This window comes from Acidobacteriota bacterium, assembly GCA_034211275.1.
Lineage (GTDB): Bacteria > Acidobacteriota > Thermoanaerobaculia > Multivoradales > JAHZIX01 > JAGQSE01.
Window position 1 is genome coordinate 67,826 of the sequence record JAXHTF010000001.1, and the last position, 17,154, is coordinate 84,979.

At 68.8% G+C, this 17,154-nt stretch carries 14 protein-coding genes; all 14 read left to right on the forward strand.

The genetic code is table 11. The features are described 5' to 3' along the window. Window positions 1–7 precede the first annotated feature (7 nt). The 14 genes from SX243_00280 (at window position 8) to SX243_00345 (ending at window position 17,149) form a co-directional block, all read left to right on the forward strand. A complete protein-coding gene (locus SX243_00280; GenBank protein ID MDY7091384.1) occupies window positions 8–946 on the forward strand; it encodes an SPASM domain-containing protein in 939 nt (312 codons plus the stop codon). Further along, window positions 931–1,461 carry a hypothetical protein gene (locus tag SX243_00285; protein ID MDY7091385.1) on the forward strand — a complete coding sequence of 177 codons (531 nt, stop codon included), beginning with the start codon at window positions 931–933 and terminating at the stop codon, window positions 1,459–1,461. The genes SX243_00280 and SX243_00285 overlap by 16 nt, the downstream gene beginning before the upstream one ends. Then, complete coding sequence (locus SX243_00290; GenBank protein ID MDY7091386.1) at window positions 1,458–2,918, forward strand: Coenzyme F420 hydrogenase/dehydrogenase, beta subunit C-terminal domain; 1,461 nt, start codon at window positions 1,458–1,460, stop codon at window positions 2,916–2,918. Before SX243_00285 ends, SX243_00290 begins: the two co-directional genes overlap by 4 nt. A gap of 23 nt (window positions 2,919–2,941) precedes the next feature. Then, window positions 2,942–4,267, forward strand: a complete 1,326-nt coding sequence (locus SX243_00295; protein ID MDY7091387.1) for a B12-binding domain-containing radical SAM protein — start codon at window positions 2,942–2,944, stop codon at window positions 4,265–4,267. Next, window positions 4,264–5,172 (forward strand): hypothetical protein, encoded by a 909-nt coding sequence (locus SX243_00300; GenBank protein MDY7091388.1) that lies wholly within the window; start codon window positions 4,264–4,266, stop codon window positions 5,170–5,172. The genes SX243_00295 and SX243_00300 overlap by 4 nt, the downstream gene beginning before the upstream one ends. A 79-nt stretch (window positions 5,173–5,251) precedes the next feature. After that, the gene (locus SX243_00305) at window positions 5,252–7,924 is read left to right on the forward strand and encodes a lantibiotic dehydratase (protein MDY7091389.1); all 2,673 of its coding nucleotides are present in this window, start codon (window positions 5,252–5,254) and stop codon (window positions 7,922–7,924) included. Then, a complete protein-coding gene (locus tag SX243_00310; GenBank protein MDY7091390.1) occupies window positions 7,924–10,350 on the forward strand; it encodes an ABC transporter permease in 2,427 nt (808 codons plus the stop codon). Before SX243_00305 ends, SX243_00310 begins: the two co-directional genes overlap by 1 nt. 49 nt (window positions 10,351–10,399) lie before the next feature. Continuing rightward, on the forward strand, window positions 10,400–10,930 hold the full coding sequence (locus tag SX243_00315; protein ID MDY7091391.1) for a thiamine pyrophosphate-binding protein: 531 nt from the start codon (window positions 10,400–10,402) through the stop codon (window positions 10,928–10,930). Continuing rightward, window positions 10,927–11,535 (forward strand): thiamine pyrophosphate-dependent enzyme, encoded by a 609-nt coding sequence (locus SX243_00320; GenBank protein MDY7091392.1) that lies wholly within the window; start codon window positions 10,927–10,929, stop codon window positions 11,533–11,535. The genes SX243_00315 and SX243_00320 overlap by 4 nt, the downstream gene beginning before the upstream one ends. Next, complete coding sequence (locus SX243_00325) at window positions 11,529–12,641, forward strand: iron-containing alcohol dehydrogenase (protein ID MDY7091393.1); 1,113 nt, start codon at window positions 11,529–11,531, stop codon at window positions 12,639–12,641. The genes SX243_00320 and SX243_00325 overlap by 7 nt, the downstream gene beginning before the upstream one ends. 97 nt (window positions 12,642–12,738) lie before the next feature. Next, entirely contained in the window at window positions 12,739–13,659 is a 921-nt protein-coding gene (locus SX243_00330; GenBank protein MDY7091394.1) for an isocitrate lyase/PEP mutase family protein, read from the forward strand. A gap of 95 nt (window positions 13,660–13,754) precedes the next feature. Beyond that, the gene (locus tag SX243_00335) at window positions 13,755–14,732 is read left to right on the forward strand and encodes a prenyltransferase/squalene oxidase repeat-containing protein (protein ID MDY7091395.1); all 978 of its coding nucleotides are present in this window, start codon (window positions 13,755–13,757) and stop codon (window positions 14,730–14,732) included. Continuing rightward, window positions 14,729–15,850, forward strand: coding sequence for an alanine--glyoxylate aminotransferase family protein (locus tag SX243_00340; GenBank protein ID MDY7091396.1), 1,122 nt, complete (start codon window positions 14,729–14,731; stop codon window positions 15,848–15,850). The genes SX243_00335 and SX243_00340 overlap by 4 nt, the downstream gene beginning before the upstream one ends. Window positions 15,851–15,898: 48 nt before the next feature. Next, on the forward strand, window positions 15,899–17,149 hold the full coding sequence (locus tag SX243_00345) for a pyridoxal phosphate-dependent aminotransferase (protein MDY7091397.1): 1,251 nt from the start codon (window positions 15,899–15,901) through the stop codon (window positions 17,147–17,149). Window positions 17,150–17,154: the final 5 nt, after the last annotated feature.

Here is a 17,154-nt window from a genome sequence, read left to right on the forward strand (position 1 = left end):
CTTAGCGATGTCTCAGACACCCACCCTGCTGCCCCCCCGACCCACGGAGGCCCCCGCCTCCTCTTCCCTGCCGGGCCCCCACCCGCTGGTGTTCTCCGAGGTGCGCATCGAGAACACCAACCGCTGCGGCTACAAATGCTTCTTCTGTCCCCGCGACCAGCACACCCGCGACCAGGGCTTCATGTCCCTGGAAGATCTGGCGCTGGTCCTCGACCGCGTCGGCGAGCACCGCGGGCGGGTCGACCTCCACGGCTTCGGTGAGCCCCTCCTCGACCGCCAGCTGGCAGACAAGATCGCCCTGGTGCGCCAGCGCTGGCCGGAGAGCGAGCCGCGCATCTACTCCACCCTCGGCGCGCGGGTCAAGCCGGAGGAGATGGAGCGCATGGTGACCAACGGTCTGCGGCAGGTGGAGGTGAGCTTCTACGGCTTCGACGCCGAGACCTACCGCCAGGTGCACGCGGTCAACGGCTTCGAGATGGCCAAGCGCAATCTCGAGACCCTCTGCCGCCTCCAGCAGGCCTATCCGGAGACGTTCCAGGTGGTGGTGCGCGCCTTCCCCAGCCACCCCGACGTGGAAGCCCCGGGCTCTCAGGAAGAGGTCGAGGCCTTCCGCCGCTGGCTGGCGGATTTGGGTGTCGAAACGGTGCGCGAGCGCGAGCTCCACAACTACGGCAACGGGCGCAGCTACAACACCGTCGACACCGAGATCCCATGCTCCGTGACCTGGGGCTACCGCCGGCGGATCCTGCAGGTGACCTGGGACCTCCACGTGATTCCCTGCTGCTTCGATTTCAACGCCGAGGTGCGCTTCGGCAACCTCCGCCACCAGAGCCTGGAGGAGATCCTCCACGGCCCGGTGTACGAGCAGTTCATCCGCGACCACCACGAGAACCGACTTGAGGACTATCCAGTATGCCTAGGCTGCGAGAGATGTCACCTAGCCTAGCCTCCCGCGCGACGAGGGAGTCTCTTTTCGGTCCTGAAGACTCGGACTTCCTCGAGCAGGTGGCGCGGCTGGCGGAGGATTACCCCTTCCCCCACAGCATCTTCGGAGGCCCGGAGAGCGAGGACTACGTTCTGGAGCTGGCGGCGCGGCACACCGGCCGCGGGGAGGGTTGGTACGGCGCGGCTCTGGACGACGAAAATCTCGCCGCCGTCCATCTCTCGGTCTACGGCATCGGCAACGGCCGGAACCACACCCTATTCAAAATCCGCCACCCCCTGCTGGCCGGCGAAGACGGGCCCACCTGTCTGAGCATGGCCCTGGAATCGGCGGTGGAAGCCGCAGCGGCCGCCCGGCCCGGCACCCAGAAACACGTCATCTTCCTCGGCGAGCAGGAGCAAGACGCCCTGCACGCCGGGCGGCGAGCCGGCTTCACCCTCGAAGGAATCTTCTCTGACTACTACCGCCTGGGCGAGCGCTGCTTCGTCCTCGGTTACACGGAAGCGAGCGCGTCATGAACGCCACCCTCCCGATCCACGACACCGCCAAGGGGCGGCCGTCCCCCAAGGGCGGCGAGCCGCTGTGCCACATCAATCCCGACTGGCTGAACATCGAGTCGGTGGTGGAAAACGATCTGTGCACCCAATGCGGCGCCTGCGGCGCCATGTGCCCCCACGACACCATCGACCTGACCCGCGACGAGCACTACCGCTACTTCCCCAAGGTCAAGGACGAATCCCTGTGCGTCGAGAAATGCAAGAGCCTGTGCGTGCAGGTTTGCGCCGGCGTCCAGGAGGATCCGTCGCTGTGGGAGCGCAATCCCATCGTGGCGGAGACTTACGACGAGTACTGCGGCGGCGCCATCACCGACACCTGGATCGGCTACTCCACCGACGACGCCATCCGCAGCCGCGGCACCTCCGGCGGCCTGGTCACGGGCCTGCTGGTCTACCTGCTGGAGAGCGGCCAGATCGACGGCGCGCTGCTGGTGGGGTCGAATAAGAAGGACCCCATGCAGCACGACATCCTCATCGCCCGCACCCGCGAGGAGATCGAGGACGCCTGGGGCTCGAAGTACTACCCCATGCCCATGGGCGAACGCTTCCGCGAGCTGGTCTCGTCGACGGAGCGTTTCGCCGTGGTGCTCCTCGGCTGCCACATGCGCTCGCTGCGGCTGATGGAGCGCAAGCTGCCGCGGCTGGAGATGTCCATCGTCCTGCGCATCGGACTGATCTGCGGCTATTGCGCCGGCTTCAAGGCCATCGTCGACCAGGCCCGGGATTGGGAGATCGATCTCAAGTCCAATGAACGCATCGACTACCGCGAGGGCAAATGGCCGGGTCACGTGCGCATTCAAGGCCAGGACAAGGTCGAGCGCAAGCTGATCTACGAATTCCTGCCGCGCATCCCGTTCACCACCAACTACCGCTGCACCATCTGCTCGGACCTGATGAACGAGACCGCCGACGTGGTGGTGGGGGACGCCTGGCTCAAGGAGCTCACGGACCGCAAGGATGAAGGCTGGTCGGTGATCGCGGCGCGCAACCGCAAGGTGGTACCGCTCATCGAATCGGCCATCGAGGACGGCGCCCTCTACCTCGAGCCGGCGGATAGCGAGACCTTCGTGCGCAGTCAGGAAAAGCCCATGCGCTACAAGAAACACGCCCTGACCACGCGGCTCAAATTCGCCAACAAGGTGATGGGCAAGACCCTGCCCAACATCGACCTCAGCCGCTATCCGGACGGCTTCGACACCAACTTCTGGAATCGCCTGGGCAATCGGTTGTTCATGACCACCATGTGGACCTTCGCCCTCAACGACCCCCTGCGCCGCGCCATGTACCGCTTCGTGCCCAACGCGACGGTGCAGTGGTGGGTGCGCTCGATCTTCCTGATGATCGCCCACGACGGGAAAGGCTCGTTCCTCTCCAAGTGGCTGCTGAAGAAGGAGCCGATGCTCAACTGCGACGCCTGAGTCGCAGCGCCCGGAGAAACCCTATGGCCCACCTCAACATCCTCGGAGACTGCTCAACCCAAGCCGGCCCCGCCCTGGGTCCCCCGGCGGAGGTGCAACCGCTGCGCATCTGCCTGCTGCGGCCGCCGTCTCCGGAGCTGATCAACGACCGCATCGATCCGCCCATCGGGTTGCTGCAAATCGGCACCGTGCTGCGCCAAGAGGGTCACGAGGTGACCATTCTGGATTTCGCCGGCGGCAGTCAGCCGCGGATTCCCGACGCCGACCTCTACGGCATCACCCTCTTCACCATCTCCTACGTCGAGTCCCTGGAGCTGAGGGATCAGATCCGCGAGATCTCCTCGGCCCCGATCATGGTCGGCGGCCCCCACGCCCAGGCTCTGCCCAAGGAGACAGCGGAGGATTTCGACTACGTGGTGGTGGGCGAAGCGGAGGCGGAGATCGCCTATCTGGTGGGCCCCATGGCGAGCCGGGAGCTGGAGACGGCGGTGGTTCACACCCAGGCGCCCCTGGATCTCGGCGCCCTGCCCCTCAACGATTACTCGCTGGTGGATACCGACTCCTACAGCCGCGTGGTGGACGGCCGCCTGGCCTTCTCCATCCTCTCCGGCCGCGGCTGCCCCTTCCGCTGCACCTATTGCTTCACCGCCGCGCTGGCGGAGAAGGTGCGGTTGCGCCCGGTGGACCACGTGATGGCCGAGCTCCACCAGCTGGACGCGGACTACTCCGTCGACGCCCTGCGCTTCATCGACGACAACTTCCTGATGAACCTGCGTTTCTTCCGCCAGCTGGCACCGCGGCTGAAGGAATTCGGCCGACCCTACCGGGTCTACTGCCGCGCCGTCGACCTCACCGAGGAACGCTGCCGCCTGCTGGCGGAGTCCGGCTGCCGCATGGTCGCCTGCGGCGTCGAGTCGGGCAGCCAGACGATGCAGGACCTGATGAACACCCGCAAGGACGTGCAGAAGATGGCGGAGGGCATTCGCATCGCCCGGCGCTACGGCATCGAGGTGCGGGTGGGGCTCATCGTCGGCTATCCCGGCGAAACCTGGGAGACGGTGCGGGAGTCGGTGCGGGAGCTGATCAAGATGCCGTTCTCCAGCTACAACCTATTCAACTTCGTCCCCCTGCCGGGAACCGATCCCTACCACAACCCCGAGCGCTACGGCATCACCTGGCTGTCCGACGATTGGAAGGATTACTACATCCTCTACGGCGAGAACCAGGCGAGCTACGCCTTCGAGCACGAGACCCTCGACCGCCGCACCCTGGCGCAGATGCGCGCCTACATGATCGAGAGCCTCAACGGCCGCTTCATGCCCGCCCTCAACGACGTGGACTTCAAATGATCCGGAACCCTTCTCCATGGCTCTCGCGGCGCCGCGGCGCCGACCTGCTCCTCGGCGCCCTGCTGCTGGCATCCCTCGCCGGGTTGCCGGTGGCGGCGGAGGCGCCGGAGAGGTACCTGGAGAAGATCGCCGACACCCCGGACCTGATGCAGACCGACCCGCGGGCGGAAATCGCCTTCGGCGGCGGCCGCTACCACTGCGGCCCGGTGTCGGTGAGCAACGCCCTGGTGTGGCTCGGACGCAACGGCTACGAAAAGCTCCTCCCGGAGCCTATCGAAGACTGGGCGGATCAAGGCGCGCTGGTGGAGGCGCTGGCCAGCGAGGACTATCTCCGCACCTCGACCCACGGCACCAACGAGAGCAACTTCCTGCGCGGCGTCGAGCGCTACGTCGAGGATCACGGCTACACCATCGAGTCCCTCCAATACCGCGGCTGGACCTACCATCCGGAGGAGTATTCCGGGGGCTCGAAGCGGGTCGACCTGGACTGGCTGCGGGAGCAGGTGGTGGGCGCCTCGGCGGTGTGGCTGCAGATCGGCTGGTACCGCTACGAGCCGGCCACCAACTCCTTCCGCCGCTTCGAGGCCCATTGGGCGGCGCTGGTGGGCTACGAGCCTCTGGCCCAAGCCTCGGTTTCCACCACCGACGACTCCCCCTTCGGCGGTCCCGCCGCCGATCTGGTCCTGGTGGTCCACGACTCGGCACCGCGCAGCGGCCCGACTCCCCATTCGGACCGCACGACCCTCCACCCGCTGGAATCCGGAACTCTGGTGGGTGTCAAGCGAGGACTTCCGGTTCCGGCCAGCGAGTACTACCGCCTCGGCGGTGAGCTGAAGATCAAAGAAGAAGCCGACATCGGCGTGCTGGATGGTGTGGTGGCCCTGCGCATGGGCCCCAGCCCCTGAAGCTTTCAATTCCCGGAATTCTCGCGCGCCCGGCGCGCGACCCATGCTTGCCGAACCCCTCAGGAGGGACGTCGACCCTATGGACCGCAGTCATTCTCAACTCGTTGCCGACGCAGAGGACGCCGACACCGGCACCTTTCCGCCTCACCTGGAACCGCTTCCGGGAGAGCGCTGGGGCCTGTGGCGGTGGTTCTGCCTGCGCGGTGCGGGATTCCCGGCTCGGGAAGTTCTGCGCCTGGCGTCACCGTCCGTCGCCGAAGCCGCGGATCGCGTGCTGGCCGCCGAGGGTCATCTGGAGGCCTGCCGCGAGGCCGCCCTGGAAGAGCTGCGGGACGGCCTGGAGGAGCTGGAGAAGCGCGAGCGCTTCCGGCGCATTGGAGCCATCTCCCGCCTCAACAAGGGCAAGACTCCCCGCAAGCGGGACGTCACCGGCCCCGCCACCAACGCGGCCATCGACTCGGCCGTCGAACGCTTTGCCGAAGCCCGCGACCGCCTCGAGGCGGAGACCGCCGCCTTCGGCCAGAGCTTTGACGACGGCATGGTGGAGCTCGCCGGGCACCTGCGGGAAATCGCCAGTGACGACCGCTTCCGCCAGGCCCTCTCCTGGCAGAACCGCCACGCCTTGGAAACCGGCGTCGACGCCCTCCTGCGCCAACCCGCCGACGGCTCCCGCAACTCCCAGGAGCGCCAGCACGAGCAGGTGGTGACCGCCTACCTCCAACGCTACTGCACCAAGAACGACACCATCGGCTGGTTCGGCCCCATGGGCTGGGGACAATTCACCGCCACCGGCGACGATCTGGTCTTCGAAGCCGGCGAAGACCTGGTGGCAGAACGCATCGTGCGCTTCGAGAATTGGTGCGTCGACAAGGTCGCGGAAGTGCTCCTGGGAGGCGAAGAGCTACGCCCCTACTGGCTGCCGCGAGTGATGCCCTTCTTCGTCCTGCGGGGCCGGCAGTACATCCCCATGCAGGGCGAGGCGGTGGAGCTCAGCGAGCAGCAGCTGGCGGTCTTCCAGGCCTGCGACGGCCGGCGCTCCGCCCGCCAGATCGCCCAGGACCTGGCGGCGGATCCGCAGCTCGGCTTCGAAGGCCCCGAGGCGGTGATGGCCCTGCTCACCGCCATGCATTCCACCGGCATGCTCCTGTGGCAACCGGAGCTACCCATGGTGCGGCGGCCGGAACGGGTGCTGCGCCAGCGCCTCGAAGCCATCGACGATCCCGAGCTGAGGGAGCCGCGGTTGGCGCGCCTCGACGAGCTCGAAGCCCACCGGGACCGCATCGCCGCCGCCGGGGACGCGGATCAGCTGGGCGAAGCCCTGGAAGCCCTCGAAGAGTGGTTCACCGAGGTCACCGGCAGCAGCGCCACCCGCCTCGGGGGCAAGACCTACGCCGCCCGCACCCTGATCCACCAGGACTGCCGCCGGGACATCCGGCTGGAGCTGGGGCCGGCGGTGCTGGACGAGCTGGGGCCACCCCTGAGCCTGATTCTGATGAGCGCCCGGTGGTTCACCTACGAACTCTCCCGCCGCTGGACCGAACAACTCACGGAAGCCTATCGGCAGCTGCGGGAGGCCAGCGGTCAGGCGGTGATCCCCCTGTTTCAATACTTCCACGGCATCCAGCCCATTCTGCTCCAAGCCAATATCGACATGGTCGCCGAGGTCGCCGCCGAGATGCAGCAGCGCTGGGCGAAGATCCTCGATCTGGAGGGTGACGAGCGGCGGGTGGAGCGCAGCAGCGCCGAGGTGCGCCGGCGCCTGGAGGAAGCGCTGCCGGCACCGGGGCCGGGCTGGAAGCACGCCCGCGAGCAATGCCCCGACGTCCTGCTGCGGGCGGAGAGCCCTGAAGCCATCCGCCGCGGCGAGTTCGGCTTCGTCCTCGGGGAGATCCACCTCTCCACCAACACTCTGCGCACCCGCTTGTTCTCCGAGTCCCATCCCGATCCGGCGGTGCTCTTGGACGCCGTGCTGCGGGACATCCCGGAGCCCACGGTGGTGCCCTGGCTGCCGCGACGCAGAAGCGACGACGAGACCACCCTGCTCACCGGCGTCCAACAGCTCTCCACCACCACCGCGCGGCTGGACTACGGCCTGGTCACCGGCAAGGACCTGCGCATCTCCCTCGATCTCGAGCCGCCGGCGGATCCCGAGGCCCCCACCGTGCGCATCGGTGATTTCGTGGTCCTGGAAGACGAGGGCCAGCTGCACATCCGCAGCCTCGACGGCAGCTACGACTTCCAGGTCATGGATTTCCTCGACGCAGCCTTTTCCGCCCAGACCATCAACAGCTTCCGGGTCATGCCCAAGGCGCCCCACGTTCCGCGGGTGACCATCGACCGCATGGTGGTGCAGCGGGAGAGCTGGCGCATCCCCGCCGCGGAGCTTGACTTCCCCGGCGCCAAGACCGAGCCCGAGCGCTTCCTGGGGGCCCGCCGCTGGGCCCGCAGCCACGGCATCCCGCGCTTCGTCTTCGCCCGTTCGCCGTACGAGAACAAACCCTTCTTCGTCGACTTCGACAGCCCGCCGGCGGTGGAGATCTTCTGCCGTATCGCCCGCCGGGCCATCGACCGCGGCGGCGAGGAGATCCGCCTGGGCGTCTCCGAAATGCTCCCCGACTTCGACGATTGCTGGCTCCAGGACGCCGAGGGCAACCACTACACCAGCGAGCTGCGGGTGGTGGCGGTGGACCTGGCGGAGGGCGGCGCCAACGCCGAGCATCCCGGGCTGCGGGTGGGCGGCGAGGAGAGCTGATGGAAGAGCTACTTCACGACCTGCGCTTCGCCCTCCGGGGGCTGGTCAAGAAACCGGGCTTCAGCCTGGTGGCCATCCTCACCTTGGGACTGGGCATCGGTGCCGCCACCGCCATCTTCAGCCTGGTGCAGACGGTGCTGCTGGAGCCCCTGCCCTACGAGCACCCGGACCGGCTGATGCTGGTGGAAACGGACCTCGGCGCCGAGGGGCTGCTGCCGACCATGGTCTCCGGCCCGGAGTACCTCGACCTCAAGGATCAGGACCAGCTCCTCAGCCACGTCTCCAGCCTGCTCGAAGGCACCTTCACCATCACCGGCGAGGGAGATCCATGGCAGGTGCGCGCCCTCGGCGCCTCCCCCAGCCTCTTCCCCCTGCTCGGCGTCGAGGCCGCCCTCGGCCGTACCTTCCTGCCCGAGGAAGAAGGCCCCGGCACCAAGGCGGTGCTGCTGGACTACGACTTCTGGCGCTCCCGTTTCGGCGGTGACCCGGAGATCCTGGAGCGCACCATCCAGGTGGACGGCGAGGCCTACCGGGTGGTGGGGGTGCTACCCGCCGACTTCACCCTGCTGCCCACCGACGACCACCTGCCCAGCGACGTCGATCTGTGGCTCGCCATGCCCTTCGACTACGCGTCCATGAACCGCAACTACCGCAGCTTCCGGGTCCTCGCCCGGCTGCAGGACGGCGTCTCCCTGTCGGCGGCCCAGGCGGAGATGAATTCCCTCGCCGAGGGGCTGGAGGAGAAATACCCCGACAGCTACCGGGACCGCGCCTGGGGTCTCAACCTGGTGTCCTTCCGAAGCCATCTGGTGGAGGGGATCAAGACACCCCTGCTGCTGCTCATGACCGCCGTGGTGGGGGTCCTGCTCATCGCCTGCGGCAACGTCGCCAACTTGCTGCTGGCCCGCGGCGCCACCCGCAGCCGCGAGCTCGCCCTGCGCACCAGCCTCGGGGCCAGCCGCACCCGTCTGATCCGCCAGTTGCTCACCGAGCAGGTGGTCCTCGCTCTGCTCGGCGGTGCGGCGGGTTTGATCCTGGCCTTCTGGGGCCTGAAGGCCATCATCGCCCTCGACCCCGGGCGCATCCCACGGCTGGAGCAGGCCAGCCTCGATCCCTCGGTCCTCGCCTTCGCCGTCGTGGTCTCCCTGGCGACGGCGGTGATCACCGGCATGGTGCCGGTGCTGCGGGCGGCACGCAACGCCTCGGCGCCGACCCTGCGGGAGGGCGGCCGGGGCATGATGTCGAGCCTCAGCGGCAAGAAGCTCCACAGCCTGTTGGTGATCTCCGAGGTGGCTCTGGCGCTGGTGGTGGTGGTGGGCACCGGCCTGCTGCTGCGCAGCTTCCAGGAGCTCCAGCGGGTGGATCCGGGCTTCGACGCCGAGAACGTGCTCTCCCTGCGCATCGACCTCCCCGGCGACCGCTACGGCCACCGCGCCGACCGCGCCGCCTTCTTCACCGAGCTGCTGCAGCGCATCGAGCAGCTCCCCGGCGTCACCTCCGCGGGAGTGGTCTCCCACCTGCCCTTCACCGACGCCTATTGGTCGTACCCGGTGCTGGCGGAGGGCCGCCCCAGCCGCCCCGAGGACGAGGAGTTCGTCGACCTGCGCTCCGCTTCGCCGGGCTACTTCGAGACCATGGGCGCCCGCATCGTCGCCGGCCGGGACTTCCAACCCGGCGACGACCTCTCCACCCCCCACGTGGCGATCCTCGACCGCAACCTGGCGGAGCGCCTCTTCCCCGACGAGGATCCCCTGGACAAAGAAGTGCGAGTGAAGGAGACGGACCTCATCCGCCGGGTCATCGGCGTCGTCGACCACATCCACCACTATGGCCTGGAGGACGAGCCCAAGGGTCAGCTGTACTTCGCCTACAGCCAGAACCCGCGCATCCAGACCGCGGTGGTGGTGCGCTCGGCGGTGGATCCGGAAACCCTCATCGAGCCGGTGCGCCAGCAGATCTGGGCCCTCGACAAGGACCAACCCGCCTTCGACATCGCCACCATGGACCAGCGGGTAGCCAGCTCCCTGGGACCCAATCGCTTCAGCCTGGTGATGTTCTCCCTGGCGGCGTTCATCGCGGTGGCGCTGGCGGCGGTGGGGGTCTACGCCCTGCTCTCGTTCTCGGTGGCCCAGCGGCACCAGGAGATGGGGGTGCGCATGGCCCTCGGCGCCCGCCGCGTCGACCTGCTGCGGCTGGTGGTCCTGCAGGGCCTGCGCCTCGCCGCCCTCGGCGTGGTGGTGGGGCTGGTGGCCACCCTCGCCGGGGTTCGCACCCTCGACAGCCTGCTCTACGGTGTCCCCGCCTACGACCCGGTGACGCTGCTCACGGTGCCCCTGGCGCTGCTCCTGGTGGTCCTCTTGGCCACCCTGGTGCCGGCGCTGCGGGCTACCCGCATCGACCCCATGAACGCCCTGAGGACCGAATGATCGCCCTGTACCGAACTGTGGAGATCCCACTCCTGGAGAAAGAGACCCCGTGAGCTCCGTCCACTCCCAGCCCGCCGCCGTCGTCGAGCACGCCCGAACCTGCCTCGAGCAACTCGGAGCCCTGGGCTACGACTTCTTTACCGGCGTTCCCTGCAGCCTGCTCAACCCCCTCTACGCGGCCCTGGGGAACGGTGACCTGGCGTACTACCCGGCCACCCGGGAGGATCTGGCGGTGGGGCTCGCCGCCGGCGCCACCATGGCCGGCCGCCGGCCGGTGGTGCTGATGCAGAACTCCGGTCTCGGAGTCTCCATCAACGCCCTCCTCTCCCTCCAGCGCATGTACGAGCTGCCGGTGCTGCTGATCGTCAGCTGGCGCGGGCACGGGCCCGATGCCCCGGAGCACGTGGACTTGGGAGCCCGCATGCCCGCACTGTTCGAAACCCTGGGAGTGCGCTGGCGCTTCCTCAGCGCCGGCGACGCCTTCGACCCCGCCTTCCACGACGAGGGCGACCTGGCGGCGCTGGTGGTGCGGCCGAAGGAATTCGAGCGGCGAGAGAGCGAAGAGGAGGGCTCCCCATGAGCGCGCAGGCTCCCAAGACGCCCACTCTGATGCTGCGCCGCGAGGCCATCGCCGCCGTCTACCAGGAGACCGACCCCCAGCGGCCTGCGGTGCTGGCCAACGGCTACATCTCCCGGGAGGGCTTCAACTGCGAGGCCCGGCCCCACCACTTCTACATGCTCGGCTCCATGGGGCTGGCGCCGGCCATCGCCCTGGGCGCCGCCCTGGCCCGGCCGGACCAACGGCTGCTGGTCCTCGACGGCGACGGCAACTTGCTCATGGGGATGGGCATCCTGCCCATGGTCGGCCAATGGCAGCCGCGGCACTTCCTCCACGTGGTGCTCGACAACGGCACCTACGGCGCCACCGGCGGGCAACCGACGGTGTCCCCGGCGGCGGATTTCGCCGCCACCGCCCTCGCTTGCGGCTACGCCCGGGCCCAAGCCTGCGACGACGAGACCACCCTGCGCCGGCTGGCTCGGGAGTGGCAGGACCTGGAGGGCCCGTCGCTGATCCACGTCCACGTCTCCCCCGAGGAGCCCGGCCCGGGCCGGCGGGTGGACGTCGAGCCACCGGAAATCGCCCGCCGCTTCGCTCAGTCCTTGCAGGAGGGCGAGGCATGGTGAGCCTGCACCGCCTGCCGCGCATCGAGCTCGGCCGCGGCGTCGTGGCCCAGACCGGGCCAGTGCTGCGGGAGCTGGGACACCGCAAGGTGTTGCTGGCCACCAGCCGCGGCATGCCCGGCCGGCCGGCGCTGGACGAGCTGCAGACGAGCTTGCGCCGCGCCGAGATCGAGACCGTGCTCTTCGCCGGCACTCCCGCCGAGCCCGGCGAGGACGAGCTGGCGGAGGCCACGGAGCTGGCGCGGCGGGAGTCCGTCCAGGCGGTGGTGGGCTTCGGCGGCGGCAGCGCCCTCGACCTCGCCAAGCTGGCGGCGGTACTGGCCATCGACCTGCGCCCCATCGGCGAGCTCTACGGCATCCGCAACGTGGGCCGCAAAGGCCTGCCGACGGTGATGCTGCCGACCACCGCCGGCAGCGGCAGCGAGGTCAGCCAGGACGCTGTGCTCACCGACCGCAAGGCGGGCACCAAACGCGGGGTCAAGGACCCGATGCTGGTCCCCGACCTGGCCCTGGTGGACCCCGCCGCCACCGACACCTGCCCGCCGGCGGTGACCGCCGCCAGCGGCCTCGACAGCCTCTGCCACGCCATCGAAGCGTGGACCAACCGGCGCGCCAACCCGATCTGCGATCTCTACGCCGAGCGCTCCATCCGCCTGATTCGCCAACATCTGGTGGCGGCGGTGCAGGACGGCGCGCCGGAAGCCCGGGACGGCATGGCGGAGGCATCCCTCCTCGCCGGGCTGGCCTTCTCGCCGGTGGGCACCGCCGCGGTGCACGCCTGCGGCTACCCCCTGTCCGGCATCTGGGGACTCCCCCACGGCGTCGCCAACTCCCTGATGCTGCCCCCGGTGGTGGCCTTCAACCGACCCGCCGCCGCCGACAAGGTGGCGCGGCTGCAAAGCATTTTCGACACCGACGACCTGCCCGCCGCCCTGCGACGGCTGGCCCAGCAGGCGGGAGTCCCCACCCGCCTGCGGGACGCCGGAGTCGAACGCAACTCGATCCCCCGCATGGCGGCCATTGCCGCCGACGACCAGCGCCACCTGGCGGCCAACCCCCGGCCCATGGACGCGGGAGATCTGGAACGAGTCTTCATCGAGGCCTGGTGATCATGAAGACCCCCTTCGCCCACTGTTGGATGGATTCCCCGCAAGGGAGCCGGGCTTCGGTGTCGACAACCAATGTTTGAATTTGAGGTGATTTGAGATGGGAAAGGAATCGCGCAAAAAACTGCGGGCAAGCCTGCTGGAGGACCGCATCGCGGTCTTGGCGGGAGCCCACGACGGACTCAGCGCCCGACTGGTGGAAGAGGCCGGATTCGACGGTGTCTGGGCCAGCAGCTTCGGCATCTCCCTGGCCAGCCGCTGCGTCGCCGACGTCGACCTGGTAACCATGACCGAGACCGTGGACATCGTCCGCCGCATGGTGGACGCCACCGAGCTACCGGTGATCGTGGACGGCAATTCGGGCTTCGGCAACGCCATCAATGTGATCCACATGACCCGCCTGTTGGAGCGCGCCGGCGCCGCCGGCGTGTGTATCGAGGACAACGAGTACCCCAAGCGCTGCAGCCTCTACGAACGCAAGAACCGGGAGCTGGTGACGGCGGAGGAGATGGCGGGCAAGATCCGCGCGGTGGTGGACACCCGGGAGGATTCCAACTTCCTGGTCATCGGCCGCATCGAATCCCTCATCGCCGGCGAGGGGCTGGAGGCCGCCTGGCACCGCGCCGAGTCCTATGCCGCTGCCGGGGCCGACGCCATCGTGGTCCACGCCAAGGCCTTCCCGCCGCTGAAGGAATTCCTCGCCGGCTGGAAGGGCAGCTGCCCCCTGGTGGCCATCCCCACCCTCTACAACCAGGTCTCCCTGGACGAGCTGACGAGCTACGGCTACCGCCTGGCCATCTTCCCCAATCAGAGCATCCGCGCGGCGATCCAGGCCATGCGCTCGACCCTCGAGACCCTGCGCCGCACCGGTGTCGGCAATTCCGTGGACGACGCCACCGTACCGCTGACGGATATCTACGAGCTGGTACGCCTCGGCGCCATCGAAGCCGCCGAGCGCGAGTACATCCCGGCCCCCGCCGCCGCTGGACCCCAACCGGTATCCGCCGGCCACGGCAAATAACCAGCTAGCCCACGGATCCGGAGAATTTCGAACGAGTTTTCACCATCGAGTCAAGACCAACCAGAACCGCTGACAACAGCTTTGGAGGACGTTTCATGACCAGCGTTGCCGTACAGAAAGTCGACCCTCAGACCATGACCAAAGAGGCGATCCAGGACCTCTTCCGCGACGGCATGGTGCCTCGGAAGGAGGAATGGTCTTTCGCCACCAACGAGGCCCGCAAGCTCGACCTGGCCAACCACGTGCTGCGGGTGATCCTGCAGATCGGGCTGGTGGAGGAGTACGTGGACGAGTTCGACGCCCTCCTCGCCTGCCAGAAGGACGACGGCTCCTGGGGCGAAGCGGCCAACGACGAGCGCCACGGCGTGCGCAACACCTGCTTCGGGGCCCGCAACCTGATCCGCGCCCACCGCGAGCTGGGCCGCCCGGACTACCTCCAGGCCGCCAAGCGCTCGATCCTCCACGTCCTCGGCCAGCAGGATCCGGAAGGCTTCTTCAAGGACGAGGTCTGGGGACCGCGGGACGCCACTAGCTCCTCCATGGGCCTGCTGCACTACGCCCTCAAGGAGTCCTTCGGCGAAGAGACCGCCAAGATTCACGCCGAGGCCCGCCTCGCCCTGGCCCGCGCCGCGGCGCATCTGGACCGCTCCCAGGAAGCGGACGGCTCCTGGCACGACACCGGCGCCTACGAGGCTCCCGTGGGACCGACCTCCCACCTGCTGCCGAAGATGGTGCTCTTCGCCCAGGGCCCGGCGGCGCCGATCCAGAACGCCATCGACTACCTGGTGGGGGAGCAGGAGGAGGACGGCTCCTGGGACAAACAGCACGTCGACCACACCTGCGACGCCGCCCGGGCGCTGCTGCTGACCTACAGCGTGGTGCCGGACCCGCGGCTGCCCAAGGTGGTCTCCGACGCCATCGGCTGGCTGGCGAACAACACCGCCGACGACGGCCTGTGGGGCGTGCGCCCGGGCAAGCCCTCGAACCTGATCATGACCACCGATGTCCTCGACGCCTTCTCCAAATACGAGGCCCATCGGCGCTCCCAGGACCTGAGGATCTTCTGGCAGTGACCTCCGACCCGCGAATCCCCGATTCGCGCAACCTGCGCATCTCCGGCCCGACCCCGCTCCCGGGGCCGGTGCTGGAGGCCGTGGGCGAGCAGATGGTGAGCCATCGCAGCGGGGAGTTCCGCCACCGGCTGCGGCGGGTGGTGGAGCGCCTGGGCGAGGTCTTCGGCACCCGCCGGGGCACCATCCTGCCGTTCACCGCCTCCGGTACCGGCGGTCTGGAGGCGGCGGTGCTCAACACCGTCGCCCCCGGCGACCGCGTGCTGGCGGTGCGCTGTGGTCACTTCGGCGAACGCTTCGCCGAGGTGACCGCCACCTTCGGCGCCGAGGTGGTGCCCATGGACGTCCCCTGGGGCCGGGCCACCGACCCCGACGACCTGCGCCGTGCCCTGCGCGCCGCGGGCTCCGTGGCGGCGGTGCTGCTGACCCACAACGAGACCTCCACCGGCGTGCTCAACCCGCTGCCGCAGCTGGCGGCGGTGGTGCGAGAAGAGACCGACGCCCTGCTGCTGGTGGACGGCGTCAGCAGCGTCGGCGCCACGGCGGTGGACATGGACGAGCTGGGGCTGGACATCGTCCTCACCGCCAGCCAGAAGGCCCTGATGGCACCGCCGGGATTGGTGATCCTGGCCGCCAGCCCCCGCGCCCTGGCGGCGGCGGAACGCGGCGCCCAGCGACGCTACTACTTCGACTTCCCCAAGATGGCGGCGGCGGTGGCGGAGGGCACCACCACCTACACCCCCGCCATGGGCAGCGTCTACGGTCTCGACGCGGCGCTCCAGCTGATGACCGACGAGGGCCTGGAGCAGGTCTACCGCCGTCACCGCCGGCTGGCGGACCGCTGCCGCGGAGGCCTCCTGGAGCTCGGCCTCGAAGGCTTCGCCGACGACGCCCACGCCTCGCCGACGGTGACCTCGGTGCTGCTGCCGGAGAAGCTCTCCGCCAGCGAGGTGCGCCGCCGGCTGGAGCAGGAGCACCAGGTGTTCATCGCCCAGGGGCGAGCCCACCTCAAAGAGCGGTTGCTGCGCATCGGCCATCTGGGCAACGTCGCCGAGCACCACATCGACCACCTGCTGGAAGCCTTCGAGGCGGCCATGGCCGCCCCGGCCCAGCATCCATGAAAGACCGGCGCCGATAAACGGCTAGCGAACGACCGAGAGAGCATCAACATGAGCACCACCATGGCGGAGAGCCCGTTCCTCAACCAGGACCTGCTGGCCTGCCGGCCCCATCCGTCGAAGAAGATCTCCGACGCCATCGCCGGCGACCCGACCATCGTCAATCTCACCGTCGGCGAGCCCGGCTATGGTCCGCCGGCGGTGGTGCTGGATCGGCTGGTGGCGCGCCTCGGCGAGCGCACCGAGGATCCGTCGCCGAGCTACGACCGCTACACCCACTCCCGCGGCCTGCCGGCGCTACGCCAGGCCATCGCCGGCTACTACCGGCGGCGCTACGACCTGGAGGTGGATCCGGACTCCGAGGTGCTGGTCACCAACGGCGGCGCCGGCGCCCTCTGGCTCACCGTCTTCACCCTCACCAACCCCGGCGACGAAGTTGTCATCCCCGACCCCTGCTACATGCTCTTCGAGCCCATCGTCAAAGTGCTGGGGCGGCGGCCGGTGCGCATCGCCACCCGGCCGGAGCGGCGCTTCCGCCTCGATCCGGCGGATTTCGAGGCGCACCTCAGCGAGCGCACCAAGCTGCTGATGCTCAACTCGCCGGAGAACCCCACCGGCACCGTCTACGACCGCAGCACCCTCGAGGAGCTGCTCGGCATCGTCGAGGATCGCGGCATCCACCTGATGCACGACGAGGTCTTCGACTCCCTCTTCTTCGAGGGCGAGCACGTCCCCGCCCGGCTGCTGGAGCCGGAGACCCGGCGGACCATCCTGGTCAACAGCTTCTCCAAGCGCTTTGGCATGACCGGCTGGCGCATCGGCTGGATGCTCGCCCACCCGGACATCGTCGACGCCGCCACCAAGGCCCACACCTTCCAATGCCTGGCCGGCGGCACCCTGGTGCAGGAGGGAGCCGCCGCCGGCCTGGCGGACCCCACCACCGACACCCTGGTGGCCCGGCATTGCAGCGAGCTCCAGGCCAAGAGCCTGCGCTTCCTCGAAAAGCTCACCGCCATCGACGGCTTCGACCTGCCGGCGGGACCGCCCCGGGGCGGCTTCTACGCCTTCGTCGACGTCCGCAGCCTGTACCAGCGCCTGCTCGCCATCGGCGAGGAGCCCGGACCGGAGAGCGAAGTGGTGGCCCGCTACCTGCTCGAGCACGCCAAGGTCGGTGTGGTCCCGGGCAACGGCTTCGGCGCCGGCGGCGAAGGCTTCGTGCGCATCTCCTACGCCGCCCCGGAGGCCCACCTCGACGACGCGGTGAAGCGGCTGCGCTCCCTGCGCCAGCGGCTGGGGAGCTGAAAGAG

Coding starts and splice junctions, on each gene's coding strand:
- SX243_00290 (MDY7091386.1), top strand. CDS start 1,458: ATGAACGCCACCCTCCCGATCCACGACACCGCCAAGGGGCGGCCGTCC.
- SX243_00345 (MDY7091397.1), top strand. CDS start 15,899: ATGAGCACCACCATGGCGGAGAGCCCGTTCCTCAACCAGGACCTGCTG.
- SX243_00305 (MDY7091389.1), top strand. CDS start 5,252: ATGGACCGCAGTCATTCTCAACTCGTTGCCGACGCAGAGGACGCCGAC.
- SX243_00330 (MDY7091394.1), top strand. CDS start 12,739: ATGGGAAAGGAATCGCGCAAAAAACTGCGGGCAAGCCTGCTGGAGGAC.
- SX243_00325 (MDY7091393.1), top strand. CDS start 11,529: ATGGTGAGCCTGCACCGCCTGCCGCGCATCGAGCTCGGCCGCGGCGTC.
- SX243_00300 (MDY7091388.1), top strand. CDS start 4,264: ATGATCCGGAACCCTTCTCCATGGCTCTCGCGGCGCCGCGGCGCCGAC.
- SX243_00285 (MDY7091385.1), top strand. CDS start 931: ATGTCACCTAGCCTAGCCTCCCGCGCGACGAGGGAGTCTCTTTTCGGT.
- SX243_00295 (MDY7091387.1), top strand. CDS start 2,942: ATGGCCCACCTCAACATCCTCGGAGACTGCTCAACCCAAGCCGGCCCC.
- SX243_00320 (MDY7091392.1), top strand. CDS start 10,927: ATGAGCGCGCAGGCTCCCAAGACGCCCACTCTGATGCTGCGCCGCGAG.
- SX243_00310 (MDY7091390.1), top strand. CDS start 7,924: ATGGAAGAGCTACTTCACGACCTGCGCTTCGCCCTCCGGGGGCTGGTC.
- SX243_00335 (MDY7091395.1), top strand. CDS start 13,755: ATGACCAGCGTTGCCGTACAGAAAGTCGACCCTCAGACCATGACCAAA.
- SX243_00280 (MDY7091384.1), top strand. CDS start 8: ATGTCTCAGACACCCACCCTGCTGCCCCCCCGACCCACGGAGGCCCCC.